Source organism: Curtobacterium flaccumfaciens (assembly GCF_018598405.1).
GTDB classification, from domain to species: Bacteria; Actinomycetota; Actinomycetes; order Actinomycetales; family Microbacteriaceae; genus Curtobacterium; species Curtobacterium aurantiacum.
Genome location: NZ_JAHEWS010000011.1, coordinates 63288 through 79173, shown reverse-complemented (window position 1 = coordinate 79173; position 15886 = coordinate 63288). Strand labels below are relative to the sequence as shown.

Annotated in this window: 11 protein-coding genes; 4 read left to right on the top strand and 7 right to left on the bottom strand. The window is 72.3% G+C overall.

Annotated elements, in window-relative coordinates; genetic code table 11:
* Positions 1–81: 81 nt before the first annotated feature.
* Positions 82–1263 carry a cysteine desulfurase family protein gene (locus tag KK097_RS09055; RefSeq protein ID WP_214544423.1) on the bottom strand — a complete coding sequence of 394 codons (1182 nt, stop codon included), beginning with the start codon at positions 1261–1263 and terminating at the stop codon, positions 82–84.
* Positions 1264–1322: 59 nt separating this feature from the next.
* Between KK097_RS09055 and KK097_RS09050 the strand changes: the two genes are divergently transcribed.
* The 3 genes from KK097_RS09050 to glgB all read left to right on the top strand — a co-directional run bounded on the left by KK097_RS09050 (position 1323) and on the right by glgB (position 8120).
* Positions 1323–3395 carry a glycogen debranching protein gene (locus KK097_RS09050; RefSeq protein WP_214544400.1) on the top strand — a complete coding sequence of 691 codons (2073 nt, stop codon included), beginning with the start codon at positions 1323–1325 and terminating at the stop codon, positions 3393–3395.
* A gap of 163 nt (positions 3396–3558) precedes the next feature.
* Positions 3559–5559 (top strand): alpha-1,4-glucan--maltose-1-phosphate maltosyltransferase, encoded by a 2001-nt coding sequence (locus KK097_RS09045; protein ID WP_214544399.1) that lies wholly within the window; start codon positions 3559–3561, stop codon positions 5557–5559.
* Complete coding sequence (gene glgB, locus KK097_RS09040) at positions 5556–8120, top strand: 1,4-alpha-glucan branching protein GlgB (RefSeq protein WP_214544398.1); 2565 nt, start codon at positions 5556–5558, stop codon at positions 8118–8120. Before KK097_RS09045 ends, glgB begins: the two co-directional genes overlap by 4 nt.
* A gap of 221 nt (positions 8121–8341) precedes the next feature.
* Here the strand turns inward: glgB and KK097_RS09035 are convergent, their stop codons facing one another.
* Together KK097_RS09035 and KK097_RS09030 are read right to left on the bottom strand one after the other, a co-directional pair.
* Complete coding sequence (locus KK097_RS09035) at positions 8342–9349, bottom strand: tetratricopeptide repeat protein (protein ID WP_214544397.1); 1008 nt, start codon at positions 9347–9349, stop codon at positions 8342–8344.
* Entirely contained in the window at positions 9346–11088 is a 1743-nt protein-coding gene (locus KK097_RS09030) for a DUF8094 domain-containing protein (protein WP_214528612.1), read from the bottom strand. The genes KK097_RS09035 and KK097_RS09030 overlap by 4 nt, the downstream gene beginning before the upstream one ends.
* 184 nt (positions 11089–11272) lie before the next feature.
* Between KK097_RS09030 and KK097_RS09025 the strand changes: the two genes are divergently transcribed.
* On the top strand, positions 11273–13114 hold the full coding sequence (locus KK097_RS09025) for a coiled-coil domain-containing protein (RefSeq protein ID WP_214544396.1): 1842 nt from the start codon (positions 11273–11275) through the stop codon (positions 13112–13114).
* 88 nt (positions 13115–13202) lie between these two features.
* On the opposite strand, the gene KK097_RS09020 is transcribed toward KK097_RS09025, so the two are convergent.
* The 4 genes from KK097_RS09020 to KK097_RS09005 all read right to left on the bottom strand — a co-directional run bounded on the left by KK097_RS09020 (position 13203) and on the right by KK097_RS09005 (position 15871).
* The gene (locus KK097_RS09020; protein ID WP_214544395.1) at positions 13203–13952 is read right to left on the bottom strand and encodes an alpha/beta hydrolase; all 750 of its coding nucleotides are present in this window, start codon (positions 13950–13952) and stop codon (positions 13203–13205) included.
* A complete protein-coding gene (locus KK097_RS09015; protein WP_214528615.1) occupies positions 13949–14251 on the bottom strand; it encodes an Rv1322 family protein in 303 nt (100 codons plus the stop codon). The genes KK097_RS09020 and KK097_RS09015 overlap by 4 nt, the downstream gene beginning before the upstream one ends.
* Positions 14252–14263: 12 nt before the next feature.
* Entirely contained in the window at positions 14264–15136 is an 873-nt protein-coding gene (locus KK097_RS18035; RefSeq protein ID WP_307858377.1) for an aggregation-promoting factor C-terminal-like domain-containing protein, read from the bottom strand.
* Between the two features lie 186 nt (positions 15137–15322).
* Positions 15323–15871 carry a DivIVA domain-containing protein gene (locus KK097_RS09005; protein ID WP_214528616.1) on the bottom strand — a complete coding sequence of 183 codons (549 nt, stop codon included), beginning with the start codon at positions 15869–15871 and terminating at the stop codon, positions 15323–15325.
* Between the last annotated feature and the right edge of the window lie 15 nt (positions 15872–15886).

The following is a 15886-nucleotide window of genomic DNA, read 5'->3' as shown; positions in this document are numbered from 1 at the left end:
TCCGATCACTCCGTTGTGTGGAGTTGGAATATTACCGTCCGGCGACTCGCCAGTGTCAACCAGTTCGAACGAGGTCGACCGCTACCGCCCGAGCAGCGGCTCCCGCGACGCCATCCCCGCGGCACCGGCCCGTGCGACCGCATCCGGCAGCGCTGTCAGGAACGCATCCACGTCGGTATCGGTCGTCGTGTGGCCGAGCGTGATCCGGAGCGCACCACGGGCGTCCTGCTCCGACAGCCCCATCGCGAGCAGCACGTGCGACGCCTCGGGCACACCGGCCTGGCACGCCGACCCGGTCGAGACCGCGACCCCGGCGGCGTCGAGCAGGAACAGGAGCGAGTCGCCCTCGCACCCCGGGAACGTGAAGTGTGCGTTGCCCGGCAGCCGGTCGACGGGGTCCCCCATCAGCACCGCCGACGGCACGGCCGCACGGACCCCGGCGATCAGCCGGTCGCGCAGGGCGACGAGCGACGGGTGCGGCATCGGCTCGGCGACGACCGCGCTGGCCGCCACGCCGAAGGCCGCGGCCGCCGGGGCGTCCTGCGTGCCGCTGCGCACCTGCCGCTGCTGCCCACCACCGTGGATGAGGGGTTCGACGGTGGCCTTCCGTCCGAGCACGAGCGCACCGATACCGACGGGCCCGCCGATCTTGTGCGCGGAGACGCTGAGCGCGTCGAGGCCGGACCCGGCGAACGACACCGGCACCTGCCCGTAGGCGGCGACCGCGTCGCTGTGCACGGGCACGCCGGCGGCGTGCGCGAGCTCGACGATCCGCGACACGGGCTGGATGGTGCCCACCTCGTTGTTCGCCCACAGGAACGTGACCAGGGCGACGTCCGAGGCGTCGGCGAGGCGCGCCTCCAGTCCGGCGAGGTCGACGCGACCCTGCGCGTCCAACGGGACCACGTCGATGACGGCGCCCTCGTGCGTCTCCAACCAGGTCAGGGTGTCGACGGTGGCGTGGTGCTCGCCGCCGGGGACGACGATGCGGGGTCGCTGGCGGTCGCGCTGACGGGCCCAGAACAGCCCCTTCACGGCGAGGTTGATGCTCTCGGTGCCACCTGAGGTGAACACGACCTCGACGGTGTCGGCGTCGAGCGAGCGGGCGACGGCGGCGCGGCCGTCCTCGAGCAGCATCTTGGCGCGCTGCCCGGCGCTGTGGATGGACGACGGGTTGCCGACGGTGCCGAGGGCATCGGTGAAGGCGGCGAGCGCCTCCGGCAGGATCGGCGTCGTCGCGGCGTGGTCGAGGTAGACCGACAAATGCACCCCCTGGATCGAGCAGTGTCCAGGATACGCGCCGGTCCTCGTACCCTTGTCGCGTGCACGAGACAGCGATCGACCTGACGCCGGGGTTCTCCCTGGGCGGGACCGTCCCCCGGTTCACCCTGCGGTCCGCGACGGCGACGAGCGTCGCCCTGGTCGTGGCGAGCGGGGCGGACCAGGCGACCACCCACCCGCTCGAGCGCGTGCCGGACACGGACGTCTGGACCGCCGAGGTTCCCGGGGTCCGACCGGGCGACCGGTACCACCTGCTCGTCGACGGTCCGGTGGGGCCGCGCCACGGGTTCGACCCGACCCGGCCGCTGCTCGACCCGTACGCGCGCGGCATCCTGCCGACGGGCAACGACGAAGCGGCCGGCCCTCGCTGGACCAGCGTGGTCGTCGACGACGCGTTCGACTGGGGCGGCGTCGTCAAGCCGCAGGTGCCGCTCGACCGCGCCGTGGTCTACGAGGCGAACGTCCGCACCCTGACGGCCGCGAACCCGCACCTGCCGGAGCACCTCCGCGGCACCTACGCGGGGGTCGCGCACGAGAGCACGATCGCGCACCTGCACCGCATCGGGGTCACGACGCTCGAGCTGCTGCCCGTGCAGGCGTTCGACACCGAGCGGTGGCTCCGCGACGCCGGCCGCGAGAACGCCTGGGGCTACAACACGCTCGGGTTCTTCGCCCCGCACGCCGCCCACGCCTCGGCCCCGGCCCAGCAGGAGGGCGCCGACGCCGTCCTGCGCGAGTTCAAGGGCATGGTCCGGCTGCTGCACGAGGCCGGCATCCAGGTCGTCCTCGACGTCGTCTACAACCACACCGCGGAAGAAGGGCTGGGCGGTCCGACGACGAGCCTGCGCGGCATCGACGGCGCGAACCGGTACCGCTGGGCGCGCTCCGCGTCGCCGTACCGGGACTCCTACTACGACACCACCGGGTGCGGGAACACCCTCGACACCTCGGTCGAGGCGACCGCCGACCTCATCGTCGACAGCCTGGTGTACTGGGCGCGCGAGGTGCGGGTCGACGGGTTCCGCTTCGACCTGATGGCCGCCCTGGCCCGCGACGGCGAGCACCGGCTCGACCCGTCGCACCCGCTGCTCGAGCGGATCCGGAGCCACCCCGACCTGCAGGACACCCTGGTGATCGCCGAGCCGTGGGACGTCGGCCCCGACGGCTGGAAGACCGGGTCCTTCGGCGCGGCCGGGGACCGCACGAGCGAGTGGAACGACGGCTTCCGGAACACCGTCCGGCAGTTCTGGCTCACCGACATCGCCGAGGAGCGCCGAACCGGCCTGCCGCAGACCGGCATCGGCCGGTTGGCTGAGGCCTTGACGGGGTCGAGGAGCGTCTTCGGTGCCGACCGTGGCCCGCTGGCCAGCGTGAACTTCGTCACCGCGCACGACGGCTTCACCCTGCTCGACCTGGTGTCGTACGACGGCAAGCACAACGAGGCGAACGGCGAGGACAACCGCGACGGCTCGAACGACAACCGATCCTTCAACCACGGCATCGAGGGCGACACCGCCGATCGCGGGGTGCGCGCCGCACGCGGTCGCTCGATGCGCAACCTGGTGGCGACGCTGATGCTGTCCGCCGGGGTGCCGATGCTCACCGCCGGCGACGAGCGGAGCCGCACCCAGCACGGCAACAACAACGCGTACGTGGTGTCCGAGGACCTGACCCCGGTGGACTGGTCGGACGACGAGGACGCCGAGACCATGACCGAGGCCGTCGCCGCGCTGGCCCGGTTCCGGCAGGCGCACCCGGCACTCCGCCCCACGCGCTTCGGCGTCGAGGGGCAGGAGACCCCCGGTGCCTCGCGGATGTCCTGGTACGGGCCGGACGGGCAGGCGATGACGATCGAGGGCTGGGACCAGCCGGTCCACCGCGCCCTGCAGTACTTCGTCGAGTCGACGCCGGAGCACGAGCCCTTCGACCGCGTCCTGGTCGTCGTGCACGGCAGCGGACGCACCCGCGACCTCACCCTGCCGGTGCGCGAGGACGTCCTCGGCTACCGCCTGGCCTGGTCGAGCGAGAAGCACCGCGACCACGAGCGCCTCCGTCCCGCCGGCCAGGTCTTCACCGCCTACGGCCCCGGCATCCACCTGTTCGAGGTGGCGTAGCGCGCGCAGGCGGGTGCGGCCGGTCGACGCAACCGACAGGCGGACGGGAGGCCCGTGGCGGCCCCGCCACGGGCCTCCCGTCCGCCGTCCGGCGCGCCCGGGCGTGCTCGTCGCGACACGCGACCCGGGAACACTCCCCGTCCTTCCGGGTAGCGTCGCCTCCGTGGCCACCGCAGACCGACCCCGCCGCCCGAAGATCGGGCGCATCCCGATCACCGAGCTCGCCCCGAGGACGCCGAACGGCTTCCCCGGCAAGGCATTCGACGGCGAGGTGATCACGTTCGGTGCAACCGTCTTCCGAGAAGGACACGGCATCATCGGCGCCGACCTCGTCCTCGAACGCCCAGACGGTGGAACCCGCACCGTCCCCATGACCCTCGGCGCCCCCGGCACCGACCGCTACGAAGCCACGGTGCAGGTCGACCACGTCGGCGTCTGGACGTGGCACGTCGAGTCGTACTCCGACGACTGGGCGAGCTGGCTCCACGGCGCACGCCTGAAGATCGCAGCCGGCGTCGACACCGAGGCGACGCTCCTCGACGGTGCCGTGTTGCTCGACCGGCTGGCCGAGGAGACCGGCTCCCCGGCCGCCACCCGCGCAGCCGCACGCGTCCGCGACACCGACCTCGACCCGGCGGAGCGCCTGGCCGCCGTCGACGACCCGCGCATCGTCGCCGAGGTCGAGGACGCCCCGCTCACCTCGCTCCGCACCCACTCCGCCACCCAGCTGCTCGACGTCGAACGCACCCGCGCCGGCGTCGGCGCCTGGTACGAGTTCTTCCCCCGCTCCGAAGGCGCGAAGAAGAACCCGGACGGCTCGTGGAAGAGCGGCGACTTCCGCACCGCGGCCCGCCGCCTGCCCGCCGTAGCGCGGATGGGCTTCGACGTCATCTACCTGCCGCCGATCCACCCCATCGGCACCACCGCCCGCAAGGGGCCGAACAACACGCTCACCCCCGGACCGAACGACCCCGGCAGCCCCTGGGCGATCGGCTCCCCCGAGGGCGGGCACGACGCGATCCACCCCGACCTCGGCACCGAGGACGACTTCCGCGACTTCGTCGAGACGGCGAAGAACACCGGCATGGAGGTGGCGCTCGACTTCGCGCTGCAGTGCTCCCCCGACCACCCATGGGTCACCCAGCACCCCGAGTGGTTCACGCAGCGCGCCGACGGCTCGATCGCGACCGCCGAGAACCCGCCGAAGCGCTACCAGGACATCTACCCGATCCAGTTCGACACCGACCCCGAGGGCCTGGTCACCGAGGTCGAGCGTGTCCTGCGCCACTGGATCGCCTTCGGCATCCGCATCTTCCGCGTGGACAACCCGCACACCAAGCCGCTGTGGTTCTGGGAGCGGGTCATCCGTGAGATCCGCGACGAGCACCCCGACACCGTGTTCCTCGCCGAGGCGTTCACCCGCCCGGCGATGATGCGCGCGCTCGCCGAGGCCGGGTTCCAGCAGTCGTACTCGTACTTCACCTGGCGGAACACGAAGGAGGAGATCGAGGACTACTTCACCGAGCTCTCCCACGAGACGAGCGACTACCTGCGCCCGAACCTCTTCGTGAACACCCCCGACATCCTCACCGAGTACCTGCAGTTCGGCGGCCGTGCCGGCTACAAGGTGCGTGCGGCGCTCGCCGCCACCGGTGCGCCGACGTGGGGCATGTACGCCGGGTACGAGCTCTTCGAGGACGTCGCACGACCGGGCTCCGAGGAGAACATCGACAACGAGAAGTACGAGTACAAGCCGCGTGACTTCGCCCTGGCCGAGGCCGAGGGTGCATCCCTCGCCCCGTACGTCACGATGCTCAACCGGTTCCGCGCCGCGCACCCCGCGCTCCGGCAGCTGCGGAACCTGCACGTGCACGCCGCCGACGACCCGGCGATCGTCGTCTACTCGAAGCACCTGCCGGCGGAGTTCATCCGCTCGGGTCGCGCCGACACCGTGATCGTGGTCGTCAACGTCGATCCGCACTCCGCCCGTGAGGCCACCGTGCACCTGGACCTCGCCGCACTCGGTCTGCCGACCGAGGGCCTGTTCGACGTCCGTGACGTCGTGACCGGTCAGCGCTGGACCTGGGGCGCGTCGAACTACGTCCGCCTGGACGCGTTCCAGGAGCCCGTGCACCTGCTCGTCGTGGAAGGACCCCACCGATGACCACCGACCCGACCGACCCCACGAAGCGCGGACCGGCCGTCCCGCCGGTACCGCCTCCGCCGCCGGCCGTGCCGCGGTACGAGCCGAAGGTCTCCGCCCCGGACGAGGACCTTCCAGGCGCCCCGCCGACCGAGCGCGAGGCACCCGACCGCGGCGTGGCGGAGTCCGCCACGCTCGCGGGGCACCCCGCCGACCCGACGCATCCGCGGCAGCCGTCCGTCGCGGCCGCCGCGCCGTCGGACACCCCGAAGCCCCCGACGTCCGGGGCCACCCCCGTCGTCCGGCCCGCCTCCGTCGACGCCCCGGACGCCCCCACGGCTGCTGCCGCGGCTCGGGCGTCCACCGCGGAGCCGGTCCCGGCCGCGGCTCACGCCGGTGCGCCCACGGACCCGCGTCCGGCACCGATCGAGGACTGGCTGCGTCTGCAGGTCGCCGAGGGCCGGTGGTCCCAGCCGCACGACGTGCTCGGCCCGCACCCGGTCGACGGCGGCACCAGCGTGCGCGTCGTCCGGCACCTGGCCCGCGCGGTTCGGGTCGTGCGCCCCGACGGCGACGACATCGAGCTCACGCACGAGGGCGACGGGCTCTGGGCCGGCGCCACGACCGGTTCGCTCGGTCGCTACCGCGTCGAGTCGGAGTACGACTACGACGAGTCCTCGGACGAGGACGACGCCACCTGGACCACCGACGACGCGTACCGGTTCGCGCCGACGCTCGGTGAGCTCGACCTGCACCTGTTCGGCGAGGGCCGTGACGAGCAGCTCTGGCACCACCTCGGCGCACACGCACGCACCGTCGACGGTGTCGACGGTGTCGCGTTCGCCGTCTGGGCACCCCGCGCCACCGCCGTCCGCGTGATCGGCGACTTCGAGGGATGGGAAGGCCGCACCACCGCGATGCGCCGCCTGAGCGACCTGGGCGTCTGGGAGCTGTTCTGGCCCGGCGCCGTCGTCGGCCAGCGCTACAAGTTCCAGATCCTCACCGACTCCGGCTGGGTGGAGCGGGCCGACCCGTTCGCCCGCGAAGCCGAGATCGCCCCGGCGACGGCCTCGGTCGTCACCGAGTCCACGTACACGTGGTCCGAGGGCGACGCCGCGTGGATGGAGCGCCGCGCCCAGACCACCACGCACGACGCCCCGATGAGCGTCTACGAGGTGCACCTCGGCTCGTGGCGCCCCGGCCTGTCGTACCGCGAGGTCGCCGACCAGCTCATCGGGCACATGGAGTACACCGGCTTCACCCACGTGGAGTTCCTGCCGCTCGCCGAGCACCCGTTCGGCGGCTCGTGGGGGTACCAGGTCACCGGGTACTACGCGCCGACCGCACGCTTCGGCTCCCCCGACGACCTGCGCTACCTGATCGACCGCCTGCACTCCGCGGGCATCGGCGTGATCATGGACTGGGTCCCCGGGCACTTCCCGAAGGACGAGTGGGCCCTCGGCCGCTTCGACGGCTACGCGCTGTTCGAGCACCCGGACCCGCGCCGCGGCGAGCAGCTCGACTGGGGCACCTACGTGTTCGACTTCGGGCAGCCGCAGGTGCGGAACTTCCTGGTCGCGAACGCGCTGTACTGGTTCGAGGAGTTCCACATCGACGGCCTGCGGGTCGACGCGGTGGCCTCGATGCTCTACCTCGACTACTCCCGCACGGACTGGCTGCCGAACATCCACGGCGGCCGCGAGAACCTCGACGCGATCGCGTTCCTGCAGGAGACGAACGCGACGGCGTACAAGCGCTACCCCGGCATCGTGATGATCGCCGAGGAGAGCACCTCGTGGCCGGGCGTGACCCAGCCGACGAGTGCCGGCGGGCTCGGGTTCGGGCAGAAGTGGAACATGGGCTGGATGCACGACTCGCTCGAGTACGTGCAGCGTGACCCGGCGTTCCGCAGCTACCACCACGACGAGATCACGTTCTCGTTCGTCTACGCGTTCAGCGAGCAGTTCACCCTGCCGATCAGCCACGACGAGGTCGTGCACGGCAAGGGATCGCTGTACGGCAAGATGCCCGGCGACGAGTGGCAGAAGCTCGCGAACGTGCGCGCCTACCTGGCGTTCATGTGGGCGCACCCCGGCAAGCAGCTGCTGTTCATGGGCCAGGAGTTCGCGCAGCCCTCGGAGTGGTCCGAGGTGAAGGGGCTCGACTGGTGGCTCCTCGACCAGCCCGGCCACCGGGGCGTGCAGGACCTCGTCGCGGAGCTCAACCGCGTGTACAAGGACTCCCCCGCGCTCTGGACGCACGACGCGACGGCCGACGGGTTCGAGTGGCTGGAGGGCGGCGACGCGCCGCACTCGACCCTCGGGTTCCTGCGGAAGGACGGCGACGACCGCGTCGCGGTGTTCGTGAACTTCTCCGGCGTGCCGGTGGAGCGTCGTTTCGGGCTGCCGACCGCTGGCGAGTGGCACGAGGTGCTCAACACCGACGCGTCCGAGTACGGCGGCTCCGGAGTCGGCAACCTCGGCGTCGTCACGGCGGAGGACACCCCGTGGGCGGGCCGTCCTGCTTCGGCGCACCTGGTGGTGCCGCCGCTCGGCGCCGTCTGGCTGAAGCTGGCCCCGTAGCCCGACCCGCGTCCCGGACGCGACCGACAGACGGACGGGAGGCCCGGTGCCAGCTGGCACCGGGCCTTCCGTCTGTCCGTCGCCGGGTCCATCGCGATGTTCGGGACGCCGTCGTGTCCGCGAGACGCCGTCGTGTCCTCGAGACGCCCCGGAGACACCGAGACGCCGCCGAATTCGGCGGCGTCTCGGTGTGACGACGGCGTCTTCTGCGCCGTCGGACCCTAGTACAGGGCGCTCGCGAGGCGGCGACGCGCCGCGACCACGCGCGGGTCGTCACTGCCGATGAGCTCGAAGTACTCGACGAGCCGGACGCGCAGCGCCTCCCGGTCGTCGCCGAACACCGTCGGCACGAGGTCGAGCAGACGCCCGAAGGCGTCGTCGACGTGCCCGCCCGAGATGTCGAGGTCGGCGACGGCGAGCTGCGCCTGGATGTCCTGCGGGCCGGCGGCCGCAGCCGCACGGATCTCGTCGGCCGTCCGACCGTTCAGCCGGTCGAGCAGCGACACCTGCGCGAGCCCGGCCACGGCCATCTGGTCGTGCGGGTCCTGCAGGATGGCGGTCTTGTACTCCTCGATCGCAGTGGCGTAGTCGCCCCGCTCGATCGCGTCGTACGCGGCCTGGTGGTGCGGCGGGAGCGGTTCCGGCTCCGGCTCGCCCTGCTCGGCAGCCTCGACCGGGGCAGCCCCGTCGACGGTCACACGGCCGGACACGCCGTTCTGCTCGGCGGCCTGGAGCACCTGCTCGTAGACGTCACGGACCTGCGCCTCCGGCAGTGCCCCGACGAACAGCCCGAGCGGGCGTCCGCCGATCACGGCGGCCACGGTGGGGATCGACTGTGCCTGGAAGGCCTGCACGAGCTGCGGGTTCGTGTCGGCGTCCACCTTGGCGAGCACCACGCGGCCGTCGTACTCCGCGGTGAGCTGCTCGAGGATCGGTGAGAGCTGCTTGCACGGCCCGCACCACTCGGCCCAGATGTCCACGATGACCGGGACGACGTTCGACAGTTCGAGGACGTCCTGGAACGTGGCGTCGGTGACGTCGATCACGAGCGACGGGAGCGTCGGGCCGGCACCGTTCGCGGTGCCGACGTCAGAACCGGGCGTGGCTCCGGCGGGACCCGCCGGGGCCGGAGCACCGGACGGCTGGGGCGGCCGCTGTGCGCGGTCGACGAGGGACGACAGGTCCACGGCTCCGCGGAGCCCGGACGGGGTCGGGGGGATGTTGCTCATTGCACCTCACTCGCTGCTGTCAGGCCCTGCGTGAACCCGAGCAGGACCACTTTGCCATCCGAGGCGACCGGCGGCACGTAGAAGAGCAACTGGACGCTGTAGGTCGCGCTGATGCCCTTCTTGCTCGTGTCCACGCCGGACAGCGCCTTCACGGCACCCTCGGTGTTCACCTCGGCGCCCGACGCGGTCGGGGTCACCTTCTCGATCTCGTCCAGGTCGGCGGAGACCAGGGCGCCGGCGTCGTCGGTCGCGATGGCGACGGCGGAGTCGGCGGGGACCTCGGACGAGTACTCGATCTTCGCCGTGTCCGGCAGGGCCTTGGCCTTCTTGTCCTTGTAGGCCTTGCCGATGGTCGTCCGGAGCGCGTCGCCCTCGGTCGCGAACAGGTCGGCGTACTCGCTGGCGGTGTCCTTCGACAGGATGTCGCCGTAGGCGGTCGCGACCTGGTCCGGCTGGATCGTCAGGAGCTTCGACTCCGGCGCGAGCAGCGCGGCGCCGATCGTCGTGGGGGCGAGGCTCGGGATCTTCGCGTCGGCCTCGAGCGAGACGTCGTACGCCACCTTGTAGGGATCGCGGGCGGTGTCCTGCACCAGGGTCAGGGCCTGCGGGGCCGACTTGGCGTCGCAGTCCTCGGCGACGATCGTGAAGACCGTGCGCGGCCAGGTGTCGGTCTGCTGCGGCAGCGCGACGCACACCTGTGCGGCCGAGATCGCCGGCGGCGCCTTGACGTCCGAGTCCTTGCCACGGATCGAGTAGTTGGCCAGGCGGAGGTCGAGTGCCGCTCCGGAGAAACGGGTCCGTGCCAGGTCGCGGTCGCGCGCCCCGTCGGCCTGCTTCGCGACGGCCGCGGTGCGCTGCACGATGCGGGTGATCTGCTGCTTGGTCGCGGCGGTCGGCTCGGTGGTCTCCGCTGCCCCCGTGGCGGTGGCCGTCGGGGTCGGCGTGGCGAGCGAGGGGTCCCCTCCCTGCGGCCAGTAGTCCGAGGAGCAGCCGGCCAGGGTCAGGGCACCGACGAGCAGCACCGGGACGCCGACGAACGCACGCGTGCCGCGACGACCGCGACGCGGCACCTGGGCTCCGGCGGCGGCGGCACGGCGGGAGGCACGCACCCGCGGCGGACGGCTGCCACCGCTGCGACGGCGGGGACCGCGGCCACGGCGCTGGTGCAGGAAGGCGAGGACGAGCAGCACGAGACCTCCGAGGACGAACACGCCGCCGGCCACGAGCAGCGGGCCGACCGCCGGGGTCGCGGTGTCCTGCGGCCAGGTGACGGACACGTCGCTCGGGGCTGCGGCCTGGCCGTCGCTCACGATCAGGACCGAGACGTCCTGGGGCAGGCGGACGGTGAACTGCCCGGCACCGTCGTACTCCTGGTACCAGAGGTCACTGCCCTTCGGCGACGGGACGCTCGTCTCGCTGCCGGAGGTCGACCCGACGAGCGACCCCTTCTCGGCGTCGAAGCGGAGCGTGGTGTGCTCGGCGTCACCGATCCAGGCGTCGACGTCGGCGGTCTTGCCGTACGCCGCGAAGACCTTGCCGGAGCCGGACACGTTGATGCGCTGGTAGCCGGGGTTGGCGTTGAGGGTCGTCCCCGGGATCACCGTCACCGGGGCGGAACTGGTCGTCGAACTCTCGGCCACGAGCGAGGACGGCGGCGCGAACACGGTCCGCTGCCCCACCGCCAGCGCGACGAGCAGCAGGCCGATGACGAAACTGACGATCGCCAGGACGAATCGCACGAACTCTCTCCCTACCGCGCCGGGGTGGGGATGTCGGCGCGCGAATCAGCGACTCAGGATAGCGAGCAACGCTGGACAGCGCATCAATCCGCGCTGTCGCCGGACTCAGACGACCCGCTTCGGCCGCCACTACAATCGACCGCGGGCCGATCCGGGCCCTCCGCCGAGCACCCAGGAGCGACACGTGGCGAACGACGAGGCCGAGTTCGGGACCGAGCTGCGCGGGTACCGCCGCGACGAGGTGGAGCGTTCGCTGAACGACCTGCGCCGCGAGCTCATCAAGTCGAACAACGACCGCGCCGACGCCGCGAAGGAGATCCGTCTCCTGCAGGCCCGTGTGTCCGAGCTGCAGGGCGAGCTCGACGAAGCCGGCACCCCCACCTACAGCGGTCTGGGCACCCGCCTCGAGTCCACCCTGCGCGTCGCCGAGGAGCAGTCGACCCGGCTCATCAGCCAGGCGGACATCGACGCCCAGCGTCTCCGCGCCTCGAGCCGCGCCGAGGCCGAGCGCACCGTCCGCGAAGCGCAGGAAGAAGCGCGGGACACCCTCGAGGACGCCCGCACCCGCGCCACCAACGAGCTCACCCGCGCCCGTGCCGAAGCAGCCGACACCGTCGAGCGCGCCCGCGCCGAGGCCGGGCTGCTCGCCCAGGACGCCCGCAACGAGGCCGCCGCCGTGCGCGGTGCCGCCGTGACCGAGGCCGCCGAGGTCCGCTCCGTCGCCATCCGCGAGACCAACGCGCTCCGCGCCCAGGTGGAGCACGAGGTCGCCGAACTGCGCGAGATCGCCCAGCGCGAGTCGGCCGACGCCCGCACCGCCGCCGCCGAGCTCGACCGCGAGACCGAGCACCGCCGTTCTGTGTTCGAGGCCGACCACGCACGCCGCACCGAGGACCTCGACCGCGAGGAGACGACGCGACGCCAGGCCCTCGAGCGCGAGGTCACCGAGGGCCGTGCCGCCTGGCACCGAGAGCGTGACGAGGAGCAGCAGGCACACGCGCTGGCCCTCGAGACCGGTCGCGCCGAGCTCGAGTCCGAGGTCACCCGCCGTCGCGCCGAGCTCGACAGCGAGATCGCCGACCGCCGCCGGGAGCTCGACGAGGAACTCGCCGCCGCCCGCGCCGGCTGGGACCGCGAACTCGCCGCGGCCCGCACCGCCCTCGCGCAGGAGATCGAGGCCGCCCAGGCGCAGCTCCGGGTCGACGAGGAGCAGACGCGCGTCGAGAACGCACGTCTGGTGCAGGAGACCGCCGACCGGATCGCCCGCGAGCTCGAGGAGCACGACGCCCGGATCGCGCAGGAGCGTGCCGAGGCCGACGCGGCAGCCGAGCGGGCCGTCCGCGAGCACGAGAACGCCATCGCGGCCCGCCGGGAGCGCGAGCACGCCGAGGTCGACACCGAGATCGCCGACCGCCGCACCGCCGAGCTCGGGGTGCTCGAAGCCGAGCGCACCGCCCTCGAGCAGGAGATCGCCACCGCCCGCGCCGGTCTGGCCAAGGAGCGCGACGAGGTCCGTGCCGAGATCGCCCGTGAGCGCGACGAGGCCCGCACCACGCTCGAGTCGGAGCTCGCGTCACGTCGTGACGACGCCGAACAGGACTACCTGCAGAAGCACCACGAGACCGTGACCGAGACGCAGAAGTACCTGGACGAGGCGAACCTGCAGCTCGCCGAGGCCACGCGCCGCGCGACCGAGGCCCGTGAGCGCGCCGAGCGCCTGCAGCAGGAGGCCGACGACCTCGAGCGCACCAGCACCGCCGAGGCGCAGGAGCACGCGCGCACCATCGTCGCCGACGCGCAGGACCGGGTGCACCGGATGGTCGCCGACGCCGAGGAGCGCACGGCCGGCATCATCGCCGAGGCCGAGGACCGCCTGGCGGCGATCCGGACCGAGCGCGAAGCCGTCGCCGGCTACCTCGAGAACCTCCGTGGCGTCCTCACGAACGCCACGGGCCTGCTGGGCACGGCACCCACCGCAGCCTCCGCTGCGTCCCAGGACGACGACGTGGACGTGACCGACCGCTGACGGTCGACGGCCTGGAGGCGCACCCCGCGCCTCCAGACCGGCTCACCTGACCGGCGCGGCGGGCTGCTGGGCGTACCCCGACCGTTCCTCAGACCGGCCAGTGGGTGGGCAGCGGCGCGCTGCCCGGCACGACGAGGTCGGCGATCGCGTCGAGGACGATCCGCACGTACCGCTCCCCCACCCACAGGTGCTTCGCACCCGCGACGGGCACCACCCGGACGTTCGGGGCGAGCGCGAACCGCCTCGCCGCCGCGTCCGGCTGCAGGAAGTCGTCGTGCTCCGGGACGAGCGCCACGACCGGGACGTCGACGGCTGCCCAGCGCGCGAGTTCTTCGTCGGACGTGCGGTGCAGCGGCGGAGACAACAGGACGACCCCGGCGACCGTGCCGGCCTCGACGTGCTCGAGCGCGTGCTTGAGGATCACCTCGGTGCCGAACGACCAGCCGACCAGCCAGGGTGTCGGCAGACCGCGGTCGACCACCTCGGCGACGGCTGCACGGAGGTCGAACCCCTCGGACATCCCCTCACCGAAGACACCCTCGGACGTGCCGCGCGGTGACGTCACCGAACGGAAGTTGAACCGCAGGACCGCGATGTCCGCGAGCGCCGGCAACCGTGCGGCCGCCTTCTTGAGCACGTGTGAGTCCATGAACCCGTGCGCGGTGGGCAGCGGGTGGAGCGTGACGATCGCGCCGCGGGACGGGAGATCGGCGGGCTCGGCGAGTTCGCCGACGAGGGTCAGGTGGTCGTCCGTGACGAGCTCGACGTCGGTGCGACGGGCGGGGAGTTCCGTGGCCGACCGGATCTCCGTGTCGGGCGTGGCGTCGCGCTCGGTCATGCGATGCTCCAGCAGTGGTTGTGCCAGTGCCGCCGCGACGCCAGGTCAGCGGCGTCGCCCAGGACCCCGTCGGCACGCCACACCACGACGTGCGCGGTGCCCGGCAGGACCGTGCCGCCACAGCCCGGGCAGATGTACTCCTTCTGCGCGGACGCGGCGGAGATCGGCTGCACCTGGTACTCGCGTCCCCTGCGGTGCTCGGTGCGCTTCCACGAACCCATCAGCCGGTCGAGGGTGGTCTCCTCGTCAGGCTCGACGTCGCGACCGCGGGGACGCCGCGGTCGGTTGCTGCGCGGCACCCGAGCAGCCGATCAGTACCAGTTGTTGGCCTGGCTGTGACCCCACGCACCACAGGGGGTGCCGTAGACGCCGGCGATGTAGTTGAGGCCCCAAGTGATCTGTGTCGCGGGGTTCGTCTGCCAGTCGGCGCCGGCCGTGGCCATCTTGCTGCCCGGGAGTGCCTGCGGGATGCCGTAGGCACCGCTCGGGTTGTACGCGTTGACGCGCCAGCCGGACTCCTTGTTCCACAGCGAGACGAGGCAGTTGTACTGGTCGGTGCCCCAGCCGCGGGCGGTGACCTGCTCCAGGGCGATCGCCTGCGCACTGCCCGGGTCGGGGGTCGCAGCGACGGCAGCGAGGGTGTTGGCGGCCGAGACCGGCTCGGTCTCGGCAGCTGCTGCGTCGGCGGTGTCGTCGGTGGCCTCGGCGTCGGCCTCGTCGGCTTCTTCGACGACGGGCTTCACGACCTTCGGGGCCGGCACCGTGACGTCGTAGCCGTCACGGTCGGCGGCGACCTCGCCGTAGGTGCCGTGCGCGGTGTACTGCTGCGGCGCCGGCGACTTCACGAGGACCGGGGTGTCGACGGCGGCCTGGGCGACGTCGGCCTGCAGCGGGTTGAACAGCGAGGCGCCTGCGAACAGGAACACGCCGACGAAGGACATCATCGGGGCCGTCGCGCGCTTGCGGGCGACGGTGTTCACCGAGGAGACGCGGGCGGGCTGGGCGAGCGTCGCCGTCGCGCGGCGCTGGACCGTCGCGGTGCGCTGCTTCGCCGTGTGCTGGACCGCCTCGTCGAGGGCGTCGTGGGCGAAGGACGCCACGCGCTCGTCGGACACGCGGTTGGCGGCCACCGACTTCGGCGTCGCGACCGGGCCCGTCATCGCCGACGTGGCCGGTGGGGTCACCCCGAGAGCCGACGTGTCCGTCGATCGGGTTCGCTGCATTGCCGCGCGGCGCTCACCGGAAGCCTGGAGGCCGAGGTGCTCGCGGGAATCGCGGTCGGAGCTTGAGTCTGCCGTGTGCCTGCCCATGAGTAGGACCAGGGTAACGGAACGATCACGGAAAGCGAAGCACCTGGGGACAGCGCGTCGTCATCGGACCGCGAGCATGACCTCCACGACGGCGTCGAGCAGCGCGTCGACCTGGGCTTCGCGGTACCCGCCGTGCTTCGGACGGAAGACGATCGAGCGGACCTCGGTCAGGCTGAGCGGCTTGCCCTCACGGAAGTAGCCGTCGAGCCGGGCCGCGAACGCGTCGACGTCCTTCGGGTGGTAGCCGGTGCCGAGGACGCTGACCCGGCTGAACCGCTGGCCGTCGGGTCGCTCGAGCCGCGCGACGACGTCGGAGGCCTTCGTCCGCGCCTCGGAGTACCAGGCCTTCTTGCCGACCTCGCTCATCTCGCGCTCACGCTCACGGGCGGCGAAGGCGTCCTCGAGCCGCTCCAGGGCGGCGTCGACGTGCGACGTGGAGTACCCGCCCTTGCGCATCGAGAACGCCGTGGCACGGATCTTCGCGGCTTCGATGCCGGGGGCGCTGTCGTCGGCGGAGTACGCGCGCCGGGCGTCCTCGAGGAAACGCTCGACTTCGTCGACGTCGTAACCGAGGGCGGAACGGGCTGCGGTCGGGAAGGTGGTGGCCACGGCGTCATTCTGCCA

Coding starts and splice junctions, on each gene's coding strand:
- glgB (WP_214544398.1), top strand. CDS start 5,556: ATGACCACCGACCCGACCGACCCCACGAAGCGCGGACCGGCCGTCCCG.
- KK097_RS09035 (WP_214544397.1), bottom strand. CDS start 9,349: ATGAGCAACATCCCCCCGACCCCGTCCGGGCTCCGCGGAGCCGTGGAC.
- KK097_RS09020 (WP_214544395.1), bottom strand. CDS start 13,952: ATGACCGAGCGCGACGCCACGCCCGACACGGAGATCCGGTCGGCCACG.